Raw genomic sequence first — 15,324 nt, 5'->3', positions numbered from 1 at the left:
GAGCCTGTGTCGTACCTATTAGGCCATCCACCAGCGCTCGACAAAGCGCAGGCTGTCGAGGTTCCACTGCTCGCTCAGCTCGCCGTGCTGGACCTGGTCGCGCAGCGCGAAGACGTACTGGCCGAACATCGGGATGAGCGCGCCGCCATCGTCGCGGCACAGGCGCTGCATCTCGGAGTACATTTCCGCACGCTTGTTCTGATCGATCTCGGCGCGGGCCTCGAGCAGCAGAGCGTTGAAGCGCTCGTTCTGCCACTTGGTGTCGTTCCACTCGGCGTCCTTAGAATAGCCGGCGGTGAACATCCAGTCCGGGGTCGGGCGGCCGCCCCAGTAGCTGGTGCAGAACGGCTTCACCAGCCACACATTGGACCAGTAGCCGTCGCTCGGCTGACGGACGACCTCGATGTTGATGCCGGCCTTCTTGGCCTGCTCGGCATAGAGCAGCGAAGCGTCGACCGCGCCTTCGAAGGCAGCTTCCGAGGTGAACAGCTGGACATCGAGGCTGGAAAGCCCCGCCTGCTTCAGGTGGAACTTGGCCTTCTCCGGGTCATAGGCGCGCTGCTCGATCGTCGCATCGAAGAAGGGCATCGACTTGGCGACCGGATGGTCGTTGCCGACCGTGCCGTAGCCGCGCAGGATCTTGTCCACGAGTTCCTCGCGGTTGATCGCCAGCTTGAGCGCGGTGCGGACATCGCGATTGTCGTAGGGCGGCGTGTTGACGTGCATCGGCATCGTGTAGTGCAGCGTGCCGGAGGTCGTCTCGACGCGCACGCCCGGCGCGCGCTTCAGGAGATGGATGGTTTTCAGGTCCGGACGGTCGACCACGTCCACCTGGCCGGTCATCAGCGCGTTCATACGGGCAGCGGTGTCCGAGATCGTTGTGATCTCGACCTGCTCGAAATGCGCGCGGCCTTCCTTCCAGTAGCTTTCGCGGCGCTTCAGCTTGATGCGCACGCCCGGCTCGAAGCTTTCCACCACATAGCCGCCGGTGCCGATGCGGCTCATCGGATCGATCTTGCCGTCCACGGCCTGCTTCACGCAGAGGTGGTAGTCGGCGAAGATGTAGGGGAAGTCGGCATTGCCGGTGGTCAGCGTGAAGACCACGGTGTGGTCATCGGACGCCTTCATTTCGGCGATCTGGGCGAGAACCGGCTTCACGGCCGATTTCGAATCCTCGCCGCGGTGATAGTCGATGGAGGCGAGCACGTCGGCGGCCGTCAGCTTCTTGCCGTCGGAGAACTCGACATCCTTGCGCAGCTTGAAGGTCCAGACCTTCGCGCCCGGCTCGGCCTCGAAGCTCTCGGCCAGTTCGGGGGCGATGGCGCCGCCCGGGGCGAACTCGGTGAGGTGGTTGAAGACCGCATAGTTCGTAACGAACATGAAGTCGTTGTTGTAGGTCGCGGGGTCGAAGGAGTCCGAGGTCGAACCCTGCAGGAAGCCTACGCGCAGCGTGCCGCCCTGCTTGGGCGTCGCCTTCTCGGCCTGGGCAAGCGCCGAAGAAGCCATGGACAGGCCGACGCCGAATGCCAGCGCGCCCGTCATGAAGCCGCGACGGTCGATCTGCCCGCCGATCAGCGAGCGCTTCAGTGTATCAAGATGGTCGTTCATCCGTTCCTCCTTGGGATGGTTGATATCTCTGGTCAGTGTCGGATCGTGATCGCCTTCGTCCGGGTATAGGCGTCGATACCTTCGAGGCCTTTTTCGCGCCCGAAGCCGGACTTCCTGTTGCCGCCGAACGGCACTTCGATGCCGCCGGCCCAATAATCATTGACCGTCACCTGGCCGGCATCGATGGAACGGGCGAGGCGAAGCGCCTTGCCGACATCACGCGTGTAGATGCCTGCGACGAGCCCGTACTCGGTTGCATTGGCGATGGCGATAGCCTCGTCCTCGTTGTCCACGACTTGTACGGCGAGCACCGGACCGAAAATCTCCTCCTGGATTGCAGGGTCGGTCGTGGCGACATCGTCGATGATCGTGGGCTCGAAGAACCAGCCTGCGCCGGTTTCCGGATCGACCGCGGCCTGTCCGCCGGTAACGATCCGGCAGCCGCGAGCGCGTGCGGCGTCGACATGGCCGGCGATGCGGCTGAGATGCAGCTTGGAATTGATTGCGCCGACGTCGGCCGTCGAGAGGCCATGACCGAGTTTCAGGGCGCGCGCCTTCGCGATCAGCTTTTCCAAGAGCTCGTCATGGATCGAGCGTTCGACCACTAGGCGCGAACCCGCCGAGCAGATCTGGCCGGCATTGGAGAAGATCGCCCAGAGCGCCCCGTCGACGGCCCTGTCCAGGTCGCAGTCGGCAAGCGCGATGAGGGGCGATTTTCCGCCGAGTTCCAGGGTGAGGCGGGTGACGTTCGGCGCGGCTGCCTGCATGACGCCGACGCCGGTTGCGACCGAGCCGGTGAAGGTGACATGCGCGATGGAGGGATGACGCACCAGCGGCGCGCCGGCATCCTGGCCTAGCCCGGTGACGACGTTGAGAACACCGGCCGGCACGCCGGCCTCATGCAGCCATTGCGCCAGGATAAGAGCCGTGAAGGGAGTGGTTTCCGCCGGTTTGGCAACCACCGCGCAACCGGCGGCCAGCGCCGGGGCGATGCCACGGGCAAAGGTCGAGGTCGGGTAGTTCCACGGAATGATGTGGGCCGTGATGCCGACCGGTTCGCGTTCGGTCCAGCTCGTCAGGCCGGGGCCGAGGGGGATCGAGCTGCCCTGGAGCTTGTCGGCCACACCCGCATAATATTCAAAGAAGCGCGCGCAAGACTGAACGTCGCCACGGGCTTCGACCAGCGTCTTGCCGGAATCGAGCGTTTCAACGAAGGCCAGATACTCGCCTCGTTCGCGGATCAGTGCCGCGGCGCGATTGAGGATCTGGCAGCGCTTGGCAGGCGGCGTATCCCGCCAGACGGCAAGGCCCTTCTCTGCCGATTCGACGGCTTTTGCGATGTCGTCGGCGTTGCCTGCGCTGAAGCTGGCAAAGGCGCGACCCAGGCCGGGATCGTAGCTCTCCAGCATGTCGCCGAAGCTTCCGGGCACGAAAGCGCCATGGATGAAATGCCCGCTGGGCAGTTCTTCGACTGCCCCGGTTGCGAAATAGGCCTTGGCCAGATCCTCGGCAGAGCGCGTCATGCGGCCACCTCGCTTAGCTGGTAGCGCGACTTGGCGAGCCATTCGGGCGAAACTTCCACGCCCCAGCCCGGACGGTCGGTGATGGTCACCTTGCCGTCGGTCACCCCATAGGGGTCCTCGACGAACAGCCCTTCCTGCCACGGATAGTAGTCTGGGCCCTCGATCGAGAATTCGAGATACTTTCCGGCGTTCGGGATCGCGCGCAGCAGATGCATGGTGAAGAGCGTCACCAGCCCGAGATTGGCAGCGTGCGGGGTGCAGGGCAGGCCGGCAGCTTCCGCCATGCGAGCCACCTGCAGGGTGCGCGTCATGCCGCCGAGATAAAGAACATCCGGCTGGACGATGTCGACCGCCTTCATGGCGACCATACGCTTCCAATGCTGCATGTCGTAGTCTTGCTCGCCGCCGGTCACGTCAAGCGAAAGCGCCTCCGTAACCTCGCGGGTTTGCTCCATTTCCCAATAGGGGCAGGGCTCTTCGAAATGCTCGACGCCATTGGCCTCGAGCATCTGCCCGACCTCGATTGCACGATGCGGCGAATAGCAGGAATTTGCGTCCACCAGCAGTGCGACATCAGACCCCAGCGCCTTGCGTATCGTCGGCACGATGGTTTCGGTGCGGCCTTCCCACTCGTCGCGGTCGTGCCCGCATTCGGAGCCGATGCGGAACTTGAAGGCGTCGAAGCCATCGCGGTCGCGCAGGCGAAGAAGCCGCTCCGCCTCTGCCTCAGGCGTGATGTCGCGGCGCATAGAGGAAGCGTAGGCCCTCAGGGTGCCGGGTGTGCCGCCGAGCAGTTCCACCACCGGCTTGCCCTCGACCTGGCCGTGCAGGTCCCAGATGGCGGTGTCGAGGCCGGACATGGCGCGGTAGAGATACGAGCAGGCGAACTTGTGCTCGCGCTCGGGAATCTCGCTCACGAGCGCATCGAGATCGGCGGTGTCGCGACCCAGCGCCCATGGTGCGATCTGCCGGTGGAAGACGCTTGCGGTGATGTCCGAATTATAGGTGGACAGCTGGCCCCAGCCGATGGCGCCATCCTCGGCGGTCAGGCGGACGAAGCCGACATAATCGTTCGTGAAGGTCTCGAGCTTACGGATTTTCAAGGCAATTCCATTCCATGCGGGGGGTCAGGCGGACCGGCGCGAACGATCCTTCAGGATCAGGCTCGCTGCGCGATGGGCGAGCATGATCGTGGGAGCGTTGGTGTTGCCGGACGTGATGTTGGGAAAGGCCGATGCGTCGACGACTCTCAGGCCATCGATGCCGAACACCTTCAGTTCGGTGTCGGTCACGGCGGTCGCTTCGTCGCGCCCCATCCGGCAGGTCGAGACCGGATGGAAAACGGAGCCGCAGCGCTCCCTGAAATCTTCGAGGATCGCTTCGTCGTCGAACCCTTGGACATCGGGGGCCATCGCCTCCTTGGCGAAGCGGCGGATGGCATTCGTCCGCGCCATGCGCTGGATCAGCCGGCCGCCGGCGATGACGTCGTCGTGGTCTTTCTGGGTCGACAGGTAGTTCGGCACGATGCGCGGCGCGGCAATCGCCTCGGGCGAGGCGATGTCGATGCGGCCGCGGCTGGTCGGGCGGGTCGGCTGGAATGAAAGGATGAAGCCGGGGAAGGGATCGGGATTGATGATCGGCCGCTTGTTGCTCGGCGCGGTCGTGTAGGTGACCGGGTTGAGGTAAAGCTGCTGGTCCGGCCGCTCCAGTGCCTCGTTCGAGCGCACGAAGCCGCCGCACTGGTTCACGCTGAGGCTGAGCGGGCCGCGCCGCGTCAGCACATAGCGCGCGCCCTGGAGGACCTTGCCCCACCAGGGCGAAAGCATCGAATTCAGGGTCGGCTCGGTCGCCTTGTAGTAGTAGTTGATGCCGAGGTGATCCTGCAGATTGCCGCCGACATTGTCGTTGGCGTGCACCACGGCGATGCCCATCTGCCGAAGCAGCGCGCCGGGGCCGATGCCCGAGAGCTGCAGCAGCTTCGGTGAGTTAACGGAACCGGCGCTGACGATGACTTCCTTGCGCGCCTTGAAGATCTGGCGGCCGGACTTGAGCAGGACGGAGACACCGGTGGCGCGATGCGCTTCGACCACGATGCGCTCCACCATGGCGTCCTTCACCAGCGTAACGTTTGGCCGCTTCAATGCCGGCTTCAGGAAGGCATCGGCCGCAGACCAGCGCTTCCCGTTTCGAGTGGTGATGCGGTAGTGGGTCACGCCTTCAGGCGAGGGGCCATTGCAGTCCTCGGTAACGGGCATGCCCATCTCCTCGGCCATCGCGAAATAGTGCCGGTTGGAAGGGTGAATCTCGCGCCTGACATTGCTGATGAACAGGGGGCCGTGGCCCTCGATGGTGCCGTCTTCGCCGATGCGGCTTTCAATGGCTTCATAATGGGAGCGAACCTCGTCCCATCCCCAGCCCTTGGCTCCGGCGGTCCGCCAATCCTCGAAGTCTCCGGGCATTCCCCGGCAATAAATCAGCGCGTTGATCGAGCTGGAGCCACCGACGACCTTTCCGCGCGGCCAATAGCTCTTGCGACCCCCGGTCTCGGGGTCCGCTTCGGTGTGGTACATCCAGTTGATGCGCGGATTGAAGAAGGTGCGGCCATAGCCAATCGGGGTCTTGATCCAGAAACTGTTGTCCGAACCGCCGGCTTCCACCACCAGGACGCTGCTTGCGCCATCCTTCGAGAGCTGGTCGGCCAGCACGCATCCTGCCGAGCCGGCACCCACCACGATGTAGTCGAATTCGGCCAAGCGTCGATCCTTCCCCGGGTTTCCTCCGCTTGAGGCTGCCCCGTGGCAGTAAGCCAGCAAAAGGCAGCAATCCAGCAAGCCGGCGGAATATCGACGCAGGGTTTGCAATGAGTCAAACAAAGCTTTATCGCTGTTAGACCCCATTTCATTTGAAGCTCGTTCGGCCGATGTCGTTTGCCTTGCCCCCCTTGCAGTGGTTGCGCGCCTATGAAGCATCTGCGCGACTTTCGAGTTTTTCAGCGGCGGCCGCGGAGCTGAATCTGACGCCAGCGGCCATCAGCCACCAGGTGCGTGCATTGGAACAGCGCCTGGGGTTCCAGCTCTTCGAGCGGCTCGCTCGCGGGCTGCAACTGACCGATATCGGACGGGCATACCTTCCGAGCGTGCGCAAAGCTTTTGACGAACTGGCTGTAACCACGGTCGGACTATTCGGACGGGATCATGACACGCATATAACAGTGCGTACTCCGGTCCTGTTCGCCACCAACTGGCTGGCACCGCTGCTGCCGAAATTCTATGCCGCCTTTCCGCACATCAAGCTCAGGATCCTGACCGCGATCTGGGCGGATACCAGCACCAATGTCGATGTCGACATTCGATTCGGCGACGGGCAGTGGAGCGAATTCGAGGTGCACCCGCTGTTGAGAGAGCCGTCGATCCTGGTGGTGCGTGAGGACACGAAGCTGCCGGAGGGCAGCGATCGCGACAAAGTGCTCGCGCTTCTCGATCACGGCGTCGTTCACATCATGGGCTGTGAGGATCGCTGGACGAAGCTTCTGCGCAAGCACGACATATCCGACCGCAAGGTACGGGTCAGCACCATGACCGACAACTCGCTTTTTGCGATCAGGCTGACCTTGGCCGGCCTGGGACCTTGCGTGGTGCAGCGAAGCTATGCGGAGCCTTTTCTGAAAGAAGGTCTCACGGCGCCGCTGACGGAAGGCATCGAGATCGATGAATCGCACTACATCCTGACCGCGCGTTCGGCCGAACGGACCACGCCCGAAGCCATCATCTTTCGCGAATGGCTCGTTGCGGAATGCCGCGCGGGACGAGACGAGGCGTCAGAACGCCCGGCTTAAGGCTTGTCGGCTTCGAAGCGTGGTTTGGCGATCCACCCGACATAGGTGAGATAGAGCCCGATAAGCGTCATGATGCCGAAGCCAAGCTGTACGAGAGGCGCGTGCTGCATTGCCGCCTCTCCGCCGCTCAGCATGAGGTTCGGAACAACAATCAAAACTGCACCGCGCAAGGCCAGGAACCAACCGAGCAGGGATACGAGGACTGCGGCGGGGCTTGTCCAATACTGATGGAAGGCGATGATGATGACGCCGAAAAGGAGCAGTATCGCGCCGGTTATCCAGACTACGCTGCTGTTGCTGAAAAAGTCCGTAAGGATCTGGCCCATCTGGGGCATTCGATAGATGACGGTTGCCGTTACGATCGCCAGAAATGGACCAAGCACACGCGCAAAGGCCCGCGTACGCAGTGCGGTGCTGCTTCTTTCCTTCATCATTCGATGTTTGTAGGGCGGTTTGTTGATCAGGGCTACGGTTTTCCCTGACCTGACTGGCAGTTCATTCTTAGCTAAATTGCTTGGATGGTCTGGGAGATTTGACCATTTTCGCCTAAGTCGCCCGCCTCGGTCTGCCGAGGCGGGCCTTTTCATGGGTACCGCTAATGGGAGTGCGACCTTAGCCGCTCAGCAGTTCTGGTAAGGGGCGCAAGGACCTCCCCACCCGTAACCCATGTAGTTCTGCCCCCTGTAGTAGGCGTTGTAGCCCGGATCGTCGCCGGCGCCTTCAGCGTGGTCACCGCCGCGGGATCCTATCCCATGGCTATGACTGCCACCGTTGGGGCCGTGACTACCAGCGCTGGCGCTATGGCCGCCGCCGCCAGGTCCATGACCGCCGCCACCGGATCCATGGCCGGATCCACCGGCTAGTGCTGATGTCATCAGGGCAATTGTCAGCGCAGAGGCTGTTAAGACTCTCATGAACATCCGAGAGCTCCTTCTACTAGCGTCGCAATAGGTGCGACCCGGCCAAACCTCCGCTAAACGTCGTGGTTCCAAGCAAACAGTTCACATTCGCTTTGAAAGGCGATGTGTCGCGCCCGTGTCCGTGATCTGCCGTTACTGGAAGCACCCGCGCGGCTACCGCCTGCGGATTCTGGGCCGCGTCCTCGGCGGCTTGAGACTTGATCCTCGCCTCTCCCAAATCAAATGTGGAAAGTGCGGGCCCGTCGACTGCAAATCATCGATCTGGAAGGTGAGGGCGCCGGCACCATACGAATCCACCGCCTGGCTACGATCAAGCCAGGGCGTTCCGGTTGAGCGGGAGAAGTGGTTTATGCGGCGGCAGGAAAAGCCATCAAGCCTTACGCGGCGCAAAAATATGCTCGCAAATCAATTAGATAGGTGAAAATCTGGCGCTGGTGTTTGTGGTGCGGATGAAGGGACTCGAACCCCCACGCCTTTCGGCACCGGAACCTAAATCCGGGGCGTCTACCAGTTCCGCCACATCCGCATTGGCAATGGCATTCTCACGCGGGCATCGTTCTGTCAATGCAGCAGTCGAACGATGCCCCCAAAGATAAGGGCATTCAACCGGTCTTGGTACGCGAAGAGTGTTGAAAAATCAGTCCGTCTATGACAAAAGGCGTGTCAAATGTGACGGGTTGTGAATTCACGCTTCGAACGAGTGCGGTAAGAAGCAGTAAAAACAAAGACTTACCCAGTCTGGAGCGTATTGAAAGCAATGGCTGTGATGGCGGAACCATCCCAGTGGGATTGCTTCACCCGTGCCGAAGGACTATCCCGCCACGAAGATCTCCGCAGGTCGAGCGGTTTGCCCGTTTGCCCGGTGGCAGTCGTGAAAACAAAGGTTTGATGATGCAGGTTACCGAAACTCTCAATTCCGGTCTTAAGCGCGAAATCAAGGTAGTCGTTCCGGCCGGCGATATGGAAGCCAAGCTCGTCGAACGGCTCAATGACGCCAAGGACAAGGTTCGTCTCAATGGCTTCCGTCCGGGCAAGGTGCCGATGCAGCACCTGCGCAAGGTCTACGGCAAGTCCTTCATGGCGGAAGTCGTGAACGAGATTCTCTCCAACTCCACGCGCACCATCATTGCAGAGCGCGGCGAAAAGGCCGCCATGCAGCCCGAGGTCACCATGACCGAGGACGAGAAGGAAGCCGAGAAGATCCTCGCCGGCGGCGCCGACTTCGAATTCCAGCTGTCCTACGAGATCATCCCGGCCATCGAGATGAAGGACTTCTCCAAGATCGCCGTCACCCGCCAGGTCTTCGACGTGCCGGATGCCGAGATCGACGAGCAGGTCAAGCGCATTGCCGAATCCTCGCGCTCCTACGAGGCGAAGAAGGGCAAGGCCGAAGAAGGCGATCGCGTCACGATCGACTACGTCGGCAAGATCGGCGGCACGCCGTTCAACGGCGGCACCGGCAGCGACCAGCCGCTGGTCCTCGGCTCCAAGGAATTCATCCCGGGCTTTGAAGACCAGCTGGTCGGCACCAAGGCCGGCGACGAGAAGGTCATCACCGTGACCTTCCCGGAAAACTATGGCGCTGCTGAACTGGCCGGCAAGGAAGCCACCTTCGACGTCACCGTCAAGGAAGTAGCCAAGCCGGGCGAACTCGAAATCAACGACGAGACCGCGAAGAACCTCGGCCTCGAGTCGCTCGAGCGCCTGCGCGAGATCGTCCGCGGCCAGCTCGAGAGCCAGTTCGGCTCGATGACCCGCCAGAAGGTGAAGCGCCAGCTGCTCGACCAGCTCGACGAGAGCTACAAGTTCGAGGCTCCCTCGAAGCTCATCGAGGCCGAGTTCACCAACATCTGGAACCAGGTGCAGCGTGACCTGGCCGCCGCAGGCCGTACTTTCGCCGACGAAGAGACGACGGAAGACGAAGCCCGCACCGAATACCAGCGTCTGGCCGAGCGCCGCGTGCGTCTGGGCCTGGTTCTGGCCGAGATCGGTGAGAAGGCTGGCGTGCAGGTCAACGACGAGGAAATGCAGCGCGCGCTGTTCGACTTCGTGCGTCGCTACCCGGCAAACCAGCAGCAGGAAGTCTTCGAGTTCTATCGCAGCAACCCGAACGCGCTGGCCACCCTGCGCGCTCCGATCTTCGAAGAGAAGGTCATCGATCATCTGCTGACCCAGATCGCCGTGACTGACCAGAAGGTCAGCAAGGAAGAGCTGATGGCAGAAGACGAGGAAGAGGGCGCCGACGAGGCCAAGGCCGAGAAGAAGACCAAGAAGGCCGCTGCCAAGAAGGCCGACGACGCTTCGGCCGAAGAGCCGAAGAAGAAGGCTGCGCCGAAGAAGAAGGCCGCCAAGGAAGGCGACGCCGAGTAAGCGTCTTCCCATCGGAAGAACAGAAAAGGCCGCTCTCACCGAGCGGCCTTTTTCTTTGGTGATTCAACAATATTCGGCTGGCTGCTGATCAATCAGATCAGCAAGAGGCCCTTCATGCTGGCATAGGCCTTCTTGCCGATGACGATGTGATCGTGAACCGCGATGCCGAGCGGTTTGGCCGTGTCGATGATCGTCTTCGTCATCTCGATGTCGGCCCGCGAAGGGGTCGGGTCGCCCGACGGGTGGTTGTGCACGAGTACGATGGCCGTGGCCGAAAGCTCGAGCGCCCGGCGGACCACCTCGCGTGGGTGGGCCGGCGTGTGGTCGACCGTGCCGACCTGCTGCACCTCGTCGGCAATCAGGGCGTTCTTCTTGTCGAGGAAGAGGATGCGGAACTGTTCGCGCTCCTCGAAGGCCATGGCCCCCCGGCAGTATTCGAGCACCTGGCTCCAGGATGAGAGGAGCTCGCGCCCCTTGATCTCGCCGCGCGCCAGGCGCCGGGCGGCGGCGGCCACGATCTTGAGGTCCAGCGCCGCGCCTTCGCCAATGTCGTCGACCTCGCGCAGGAGATGCTCGGGCGCTCCCAGCACTTCCGCCAGCGAGCCAAAACGTTTCAGCAGCGCCTTGGCGCGCTCCTTGGTGTCCGCGCGCGGGATGGAGCGGAACAGCAGCAGTTCGAGAATTTCATAGTCGGAAAGCGTTTCCGGGCCCGCCCGGCGAAAACGGTCGCGCAGGCGCTGCCGATGGCCGAGATAATGCGGCTTTTCCTCGCGCGGCGGGGAAGGTTTTAGAGATTGCGGCGGCCGCTCGGCAAAGAATCCGCGCTCGTCCTGCCCGTCGTCGGCCATACAGCGTCCCCCCGTGATCGCCGCTGGGCGGCGAGTTCCCGGGGAGAGATACTATGAAGGCAGGCCCGGTCGGTCGAGTCCCTTGGGCGACAGCGTGAAAATTTCACAGCCGGTCGACGTCACGCCGACGGTGTGCTCGTACTGCGCCGAGAGCGAGCGGTCGCGCGTGACCGCCGTCCAGCCGTCGGAAAGCACCTTCACATGCGGACGGCCGAGATTGATCATCGGCTCTATGGTGAAGATCATGCCTTCACGCATCTCCACGCCCTCGTTCGAATTGCCGTAGTGCAGGATGTTGGGCGCGTCGTGGAAAAGCAGGCCGACGCCATGGCCGCAGAAATCGCGGACCACCGAGCAACGCTCGCCTTCCGCATAGCTCTGGATGGCAGCGCCGATGGCGCCGGTGCGCACGCCGGGCCGAACCGCGGCGATGCCGCGCAGCAGGCACTCGTAGGTGACTTCGAGCAGGCGCTCGGCGGCGCGCTTGATGGTGCCGACCGGGTACATGCGGCTCGCATCGCCGTGCCAGCCGTCGAGGATGTAGGTCACGTCGATGTTGACGACATCGCCCTCGCGCAGCGGCTTGTCGTCGGGAATGCCGTGGCAAACGACGTGGTTGATCGAGGTGCAGGTGGACTTGGTATAGCCGCGATAGTTCAGCGTGGCGGGCAGGGCGCCGTGGTCCATGCCGAATTCGAATACGAAACGGTCGATCGCATTGGTGGTGACGCCCGGCTTGACGATGTCGGCAAGCTCGTCGAGGCAGCGCGCGGTGAGATTGCAAGCCTTGCGCATGCCCGCAAAGGCCTCCTCGCCATAAAGGCGAATCTGACCGGTGTTGCGCAATGGGGCCGTTTCGGCGTCCAGATAGGTGACCATGGGGATAGACCTGCGTATCGAAAGGTGAGCGCGCCAAGGGGGCGCTGCAACCGCCCTGATGTGACACCTGAACGCGCCGGCTTCAAGTCCTATCAGCCCAGACGTGACCAAAAGGCCCGATTTTGCGTCGTTCAAAGGATTGAATCACCAGTTAGCGAGGAAAGCCCAATCGTCAATTGTTGGCAGTGCTTACTTAACATGAGAAGGGAGTTGACCGGAGCGGAGGCAGAGGGCAATTTCTCGCCGCGCCGCCCCCTAATGGCGGCGCCGTGGGTCGGGGAACCGTCGGATCGAAGATCCGATGATGTGCCGGATTTCACGACGGTGGTGCCGGTTTCGGGCGGGGGGCTTGGAACCGGCATCATCTGACCCGATCTCTATTACGGGTAAAACTGCACGTGGCGTGGCTTTCCTTTGGCGCTTAGACGTGATACGAGCCGGTGCCATTCCTGAAGGAACAGACGAGTCAGCGCAGCTCACCCGAGCCTCAGCGCTCGTTTCCCGTATTGAGGACTTGGCATGGCAAAGATCATCGAAACTGCAACTGGCGCAACCGCGCTGACATTTGACGACGTGCTGCTCCAGCCCGGTCATTCCGAGGTCATGCCTGGCCAGACGGATATCCGGACCGTGATTGCCGGCGACATCGAGCTGAACATCCCGATCCTTTCGGCGGCCATGGACACCGTCACTGAGGCGCGCCTAGCGATCGCCATGGCGCAGGCCGGCGGCATTGGCGTCATCCACCGCAACTTCACCCCGGCCGAGCAGGCCGAGCAGGTGCGTCAGGTCAAGAAGTTCGAGTCGGGCATGGTGGTGAACCCGGTCACGATCGGGCCGGACGCCACGCTCGCCGATGCGCAGGCGCTTATGCGCGCGCACGGCATTTCCGGCATTCCTGTGGTCGAGAACGGTGGCAAGGGCGGCCAGAAGACCGGGCGTCTCGTCGGTATCCTCACCAACCGCGACGTGCGCTTTGCGACAGATCCCGGCCAGAAGGTCTACGAGCTGATGACCCGGGAGAACCTGATCACGGTCAAGGAAACCGTCGACCAGAGCGAAGCCAAGCGCCTTCTCCACCAGCACCGCATCGAAAAGCTCCTGGTCGTGGACAATGCCGGCAACTGCGTAGGCCTGATCACGGTCAAGGACATGGAGAAATCGCAGCTCAACCCCAACGCCGCGAAAGATGCGCAGGGCCGCCTCCGTGCCGCTGCCGCCACCAGCGTCGGCGACGACGGTTTTGAGCGCGCCGAGCGCCTCATCGATGCCGGTGTGGACCTCTTGGTCATCGACACGGCGCACGGTCACTCGCAGCGTGTTCTCGACGCTGTGGCCCGCGCCAAGAAGCTTTCGAATTCGGTGCGCATCATGGCCGGCAACGTCGCCACTGCGGCCGGCACGCAGGCCCTGATCGATGCCGGCGCGGATGCCGTCAAGGTCGGCATCGGGCCGGGTTCCATCTGCACCACGCGCATCGTCGCAGGCGTTGGCGTTCCGCAGCTCTCGGCTATCATGTCTGCGGTCGAGACGGCGCAGAAGGCCGGCGTGTCGATCATCGCCGACGGCGGCATCAAGTTCTCCGGCGACCTCGCCAAGGCCCTTGCGGCGGGTGCGAGCGCTGCCATGATCGGCTCGCTACTCGCCGGCACGGAGGAGAGCCCGGGCGAGGTTTATCTGCACCAGGGTCGTTCGTTCAAAGCCTATCGCGGCATGGGCTCGGTGGGCGCCATGGCGCGAGGCTCGGCCGACCGCTACTTCCAGGCCGAGGTTCGCGACACGCTGAAGCTGGTGCCCGAGGGCATCGAGGGGCAGGTGCCGTACAAGGGCCCGGTGGCCGGCGTCCTTCACCAGCTCGCCGGTGGCCTCAAGGCTGCGATGGGTTATGTCGGCGGCAAGGATCTGGTGGATTTCCGCGAGCGCGCCACCTTCGTGCGGATTTCCACCGCAGGCCTGCGGGAAAGCCATGCGCATGACGTGACGATCACGCGCGAAAGCCCGAATTACCCGGGCGGCTTCTGATCGACGCAATAGTTTGATCGGGCCGGCATGCATCGCACTTGATGCATGCCGGCCCGATTTTTTATTCTGGGCTGGAAAAATTGGCGGGCGATAAGGTCGCCACGCCGCCGCCGAACGAGGCCGCGGCCCTGACTATTCCGTCTCGAAAGTCACGATCTTCCTGCGCTCGAACTTGAGCGCGAGTTCGCCGCGCACCAGGCGCGATGCGATATTGCCGAACACTTCCTTCCGCCAGCCATGCATGGCCGGCACGTCAGCCTTCTCGCCTTCGGCCGCGATGCGGTCGATGTCATCGCTCGAAGCCAAGACCTTGGCGGCCACGCCTTCCTTGTCGGCGACCTGCCGCAGCAGGACTTTGAGCAGCTCGGCTGCGGCACTCGTGCCTTCGGGGGCCTGATGCTGCTTGGGCAGCTTCGGCAATTGGTCCTTGGGCAGCTGAAGCGCCTGATTGACGATTTCGAGCAGTGCTGCGGCGCTGGAAGAGCGCTCCCAGCCCTTCTGGATCGTACGCAGGCGGGCGAGGGCGGCCGCGTCGCGCGGCTGCTGCTGGGCGATCTCGTAGATAGCGTCGTCCTTGATCACCCGGCCACGCGGCACGTTGCGGTCACGCGCCTCGCGCTCGCGCCAAGCGGCCACGCTTTGCAGCACGGCAAGCTCGATCGGCTTGCGCAGGCGCATCTTCAGCCGCTTCCACGCATCGTCGGGATGCGGATCGTAGGTCTCGCGGGAGGTCAGGACCTCCATCTCCTCATTCAGCCAGTGGGCGCGATTGTCGCGCTCGAGCTGCGCCTGGAGATGCTCGTAGACCTCGATCAGATGCGTCACGTCGGCCAGCGCGTAGGTCAGTTGCTTGTCGGAAAGCGGCCGGTTGCGCCAATCGGTGAAGCGCGACGACTTGTCGAGCTGGGTGCCGGTGACCTTCTGCACCAGCTGGTCATAGGAAACGCTGTCGCCAAAGCCGCAGACCATCGCCGCCACCTGGGTGTCGAACACCGGGTGCGGGATGAGCTCGCCGAGATGGAAGATGATCTCGATGTCCTGCCGCGCGGCGTGGAAAACCTTCGCCACCGCTTCGTTCGCCATGAGCTCGAAGAACGGCTTGAGATCTATGTTTGGCGACAGGGGATCGATCAGCGCGGTCACGCCGGGCGCGGCCATCTGGATCAGGCAGAGTTCCGGCCAGAAGGTCGTCTCGCGGATGAATTCGGTGTCGACAGTGACGAACGCCGACTTGCCGAGTGCGGCAATGACGGTTTCGAGCTCTTGCTGGGTTGTTATGATGTGCATGAAATTTCGTTAACAGAATATGGACGGTATTT

Annotated in this window: 11 protein-coding genes and 1 tRNA gene; 3 read left to right on the top strand and 9 right to left on the bottom strand. The window is 62.7% G+C overall.

Annotated elements, in window-relative coordinates; genetic code table 11:
• Positions 1-18 precede the first annotated feature (18 nt).
• The 4 genes from M2281_RS01345 to M2281_RS01330 are packed head-to-tail and all read right to left on the bottom strand — an operon-like array spanning position 19 to position 5,884.
• The gene (locus M2281_RS01345) at positions 19-1,608 is read right to left on the bottom strand and encodes an ABC transporter substrate-binding protein (RefSeq protein ID WP_280819301.1); all 1,590 of its coding nucleotides are present in this window, start codon (positions 1,606-1,608) and stop codon (positions 19-21) included.
• Positions 1,609-1,640: 32 nt separating this feature from the next.
• Positions 1,641-3,131: an aldehyde dehydrogenase family protein gene (locus M2281_RS01340; protein ID WP_280819300.1), complete on the bottom strand. Its 1,491-nt coding sequence runs from the start codon at positions 3,129-3,131 to the stop codon at positions 1,641-1,643.
• Positions 3,128-4,234, bottom strand: coding sequence for a mandelate racemase/muconate lactonizing enzyme family protein (locus tag M2281_RS01335; RefSeq protein WP_280819299.1), 1,107 nt, complete (start codon positions 4,232-4,234; stop codon positions 3,128-3,130). Before M2281_RS01335 ends, M2281_RS01340 begins: the two co-directional genes overlap by 4 nt.
• 24 nt (positions 4,235-4,258) lie before the next feature.
• Complete coding sequence (locus M2281_RS01330) at positions 4,259-5,884, bottom strand: GMC family oxidoreductase (protein ID WP_280819298.1); 1,626 nt, start codon at positions 5,882-5,884, stop codon at positions 4,259-4,261.
• A gap of 167 nt (positions 5,885-6,051) precedes the next feature.
• Here M2281_RS01330 and M2281_RS01325 point away from each other — a divergent pair, with 167 nt between their 5' ends.
• Positions 6,052-6,966 (top strand): LysR substrate-binding domain-containing protein, encoded by a 915-nt coding sequence (locus M2281_RS01325; RefSeq protein WP_280819297.1) that lies wholly within the window; start codon positions 6,052-6,054, stop codon positions 6,964-6,966.
• Here M2281_RS01325 and M2281_RS01320 read toward each other — a convergent pair.
• Together M2281_RS01320 and M2281_RS01315 are read right to left on the bottom strand one after the other, a co-directional pair.
• Positions 6,963-7,400 (bottom strand): hypothetical protein, encoded by a 438-nt coding sequence (locus tag M2281_RS01320; protein WP_280819296.1) that lies wholly within the window; start codon positions 7,398-7,400, stop codon positions 6,963-6,965. The two genes, M2281_RS01325 and M2281_RS01320, sit on opposite strands and share 4 nt — an antisense overlap.
• Positions 7,401-8,327: 927 nt before the next feature.
• Positions 8,328-8,412: transfer RNA gene (locus M2281_RS01315), tRNA-Leu, on the bottom strand.
• Positions 8,413-8,777: 365 nt separating this feature from the next.
• Between M2281_RS01315 and tig the strand changes: the two genes are divergently transcribed.
• Positions 8,778-10,256: a trigger factor gene (gene tig, locus M2281_RS01310; RefSeq protein ID WP_280821073.1), complete on the top strand. Its 1,479-nt coding sequence runs from the start codon at positions 8,778-8,780 to the stop codon at positions 10,254-10,256.
• Positions 10,257-10,348: 92 nt separating this feature from the next.
• On the opposite strand, the gene radC is transcribed toward tig, so the two are convergent.
• The gene (gene radC, locus M2281_RS01305) at positions 10,349-11,104 is read right to left on the bottom strand and encodes a RadC family protein (RefSeq protein ID WP_280819292.1); all 756 of its coding nucleotides are present in this window, start codon (positions 11,102-11,104) and stop codon (positions 10,349-10,351) included.
• 51 nt (positions 11,105-11,155) lie between these two features.
• A complete protein-coding gene (gene map, locus M2281_RS01300) occupies positions 11,156-11,983 on the bottom strand; it encodes a type I methionyl aminopeptidase (protein ID WP_280819291.1) in 828 nt (275 codons plus the stop codon).
• Between the two features lie 519 nt (positions 11,984-12,502).
• Here map and guaB point away from each other — a divergent pair.
• Complete coding sequence (gene guaB, locus M2281_RS01295; RefSeq protein ID WP_280819290.1) at positions 12,503-14,005, top strand: IMP dehydrogenase; 1,503 nt, start codon at positions 12,503-12,505, stop codon at positions 14,003-14,005.
• 132 nt (positions 14,006-14,137) lie between these two features.
• Here the strand turns inward: guaB and rnd are convergent, their stop codons facing one another.
• Positions 14,138-15,292, bottom strand: coding sequence for a ribonuclease D (gene rnd / locus M2281_RS01290; RefSeq protein WP_280819289.1), 1,155 nt, complete (start codon positions 15,290-15,292; stop codon positions 14,138-14,140).
• Positions 15,293-15,324: the final 32 nt, after the last annotated feature.

Source organism: Pseudaminobacter soli (ex Li et al. 2025) (genome assembly GCF_029892515.1).
Taxonomy (GTDB): domain Bacteria; phylum Pseudomonadota; class Alphaproteobacteria; order Rhizobiales; family Rhizobiaceae; genus Pseudaminobacter; species Pseudaminobacter soli_A.
Note: the sequence above shows the minus strand (reverse complement) of the source record. Positions and strands in the feature narration are given on the sequence as shown.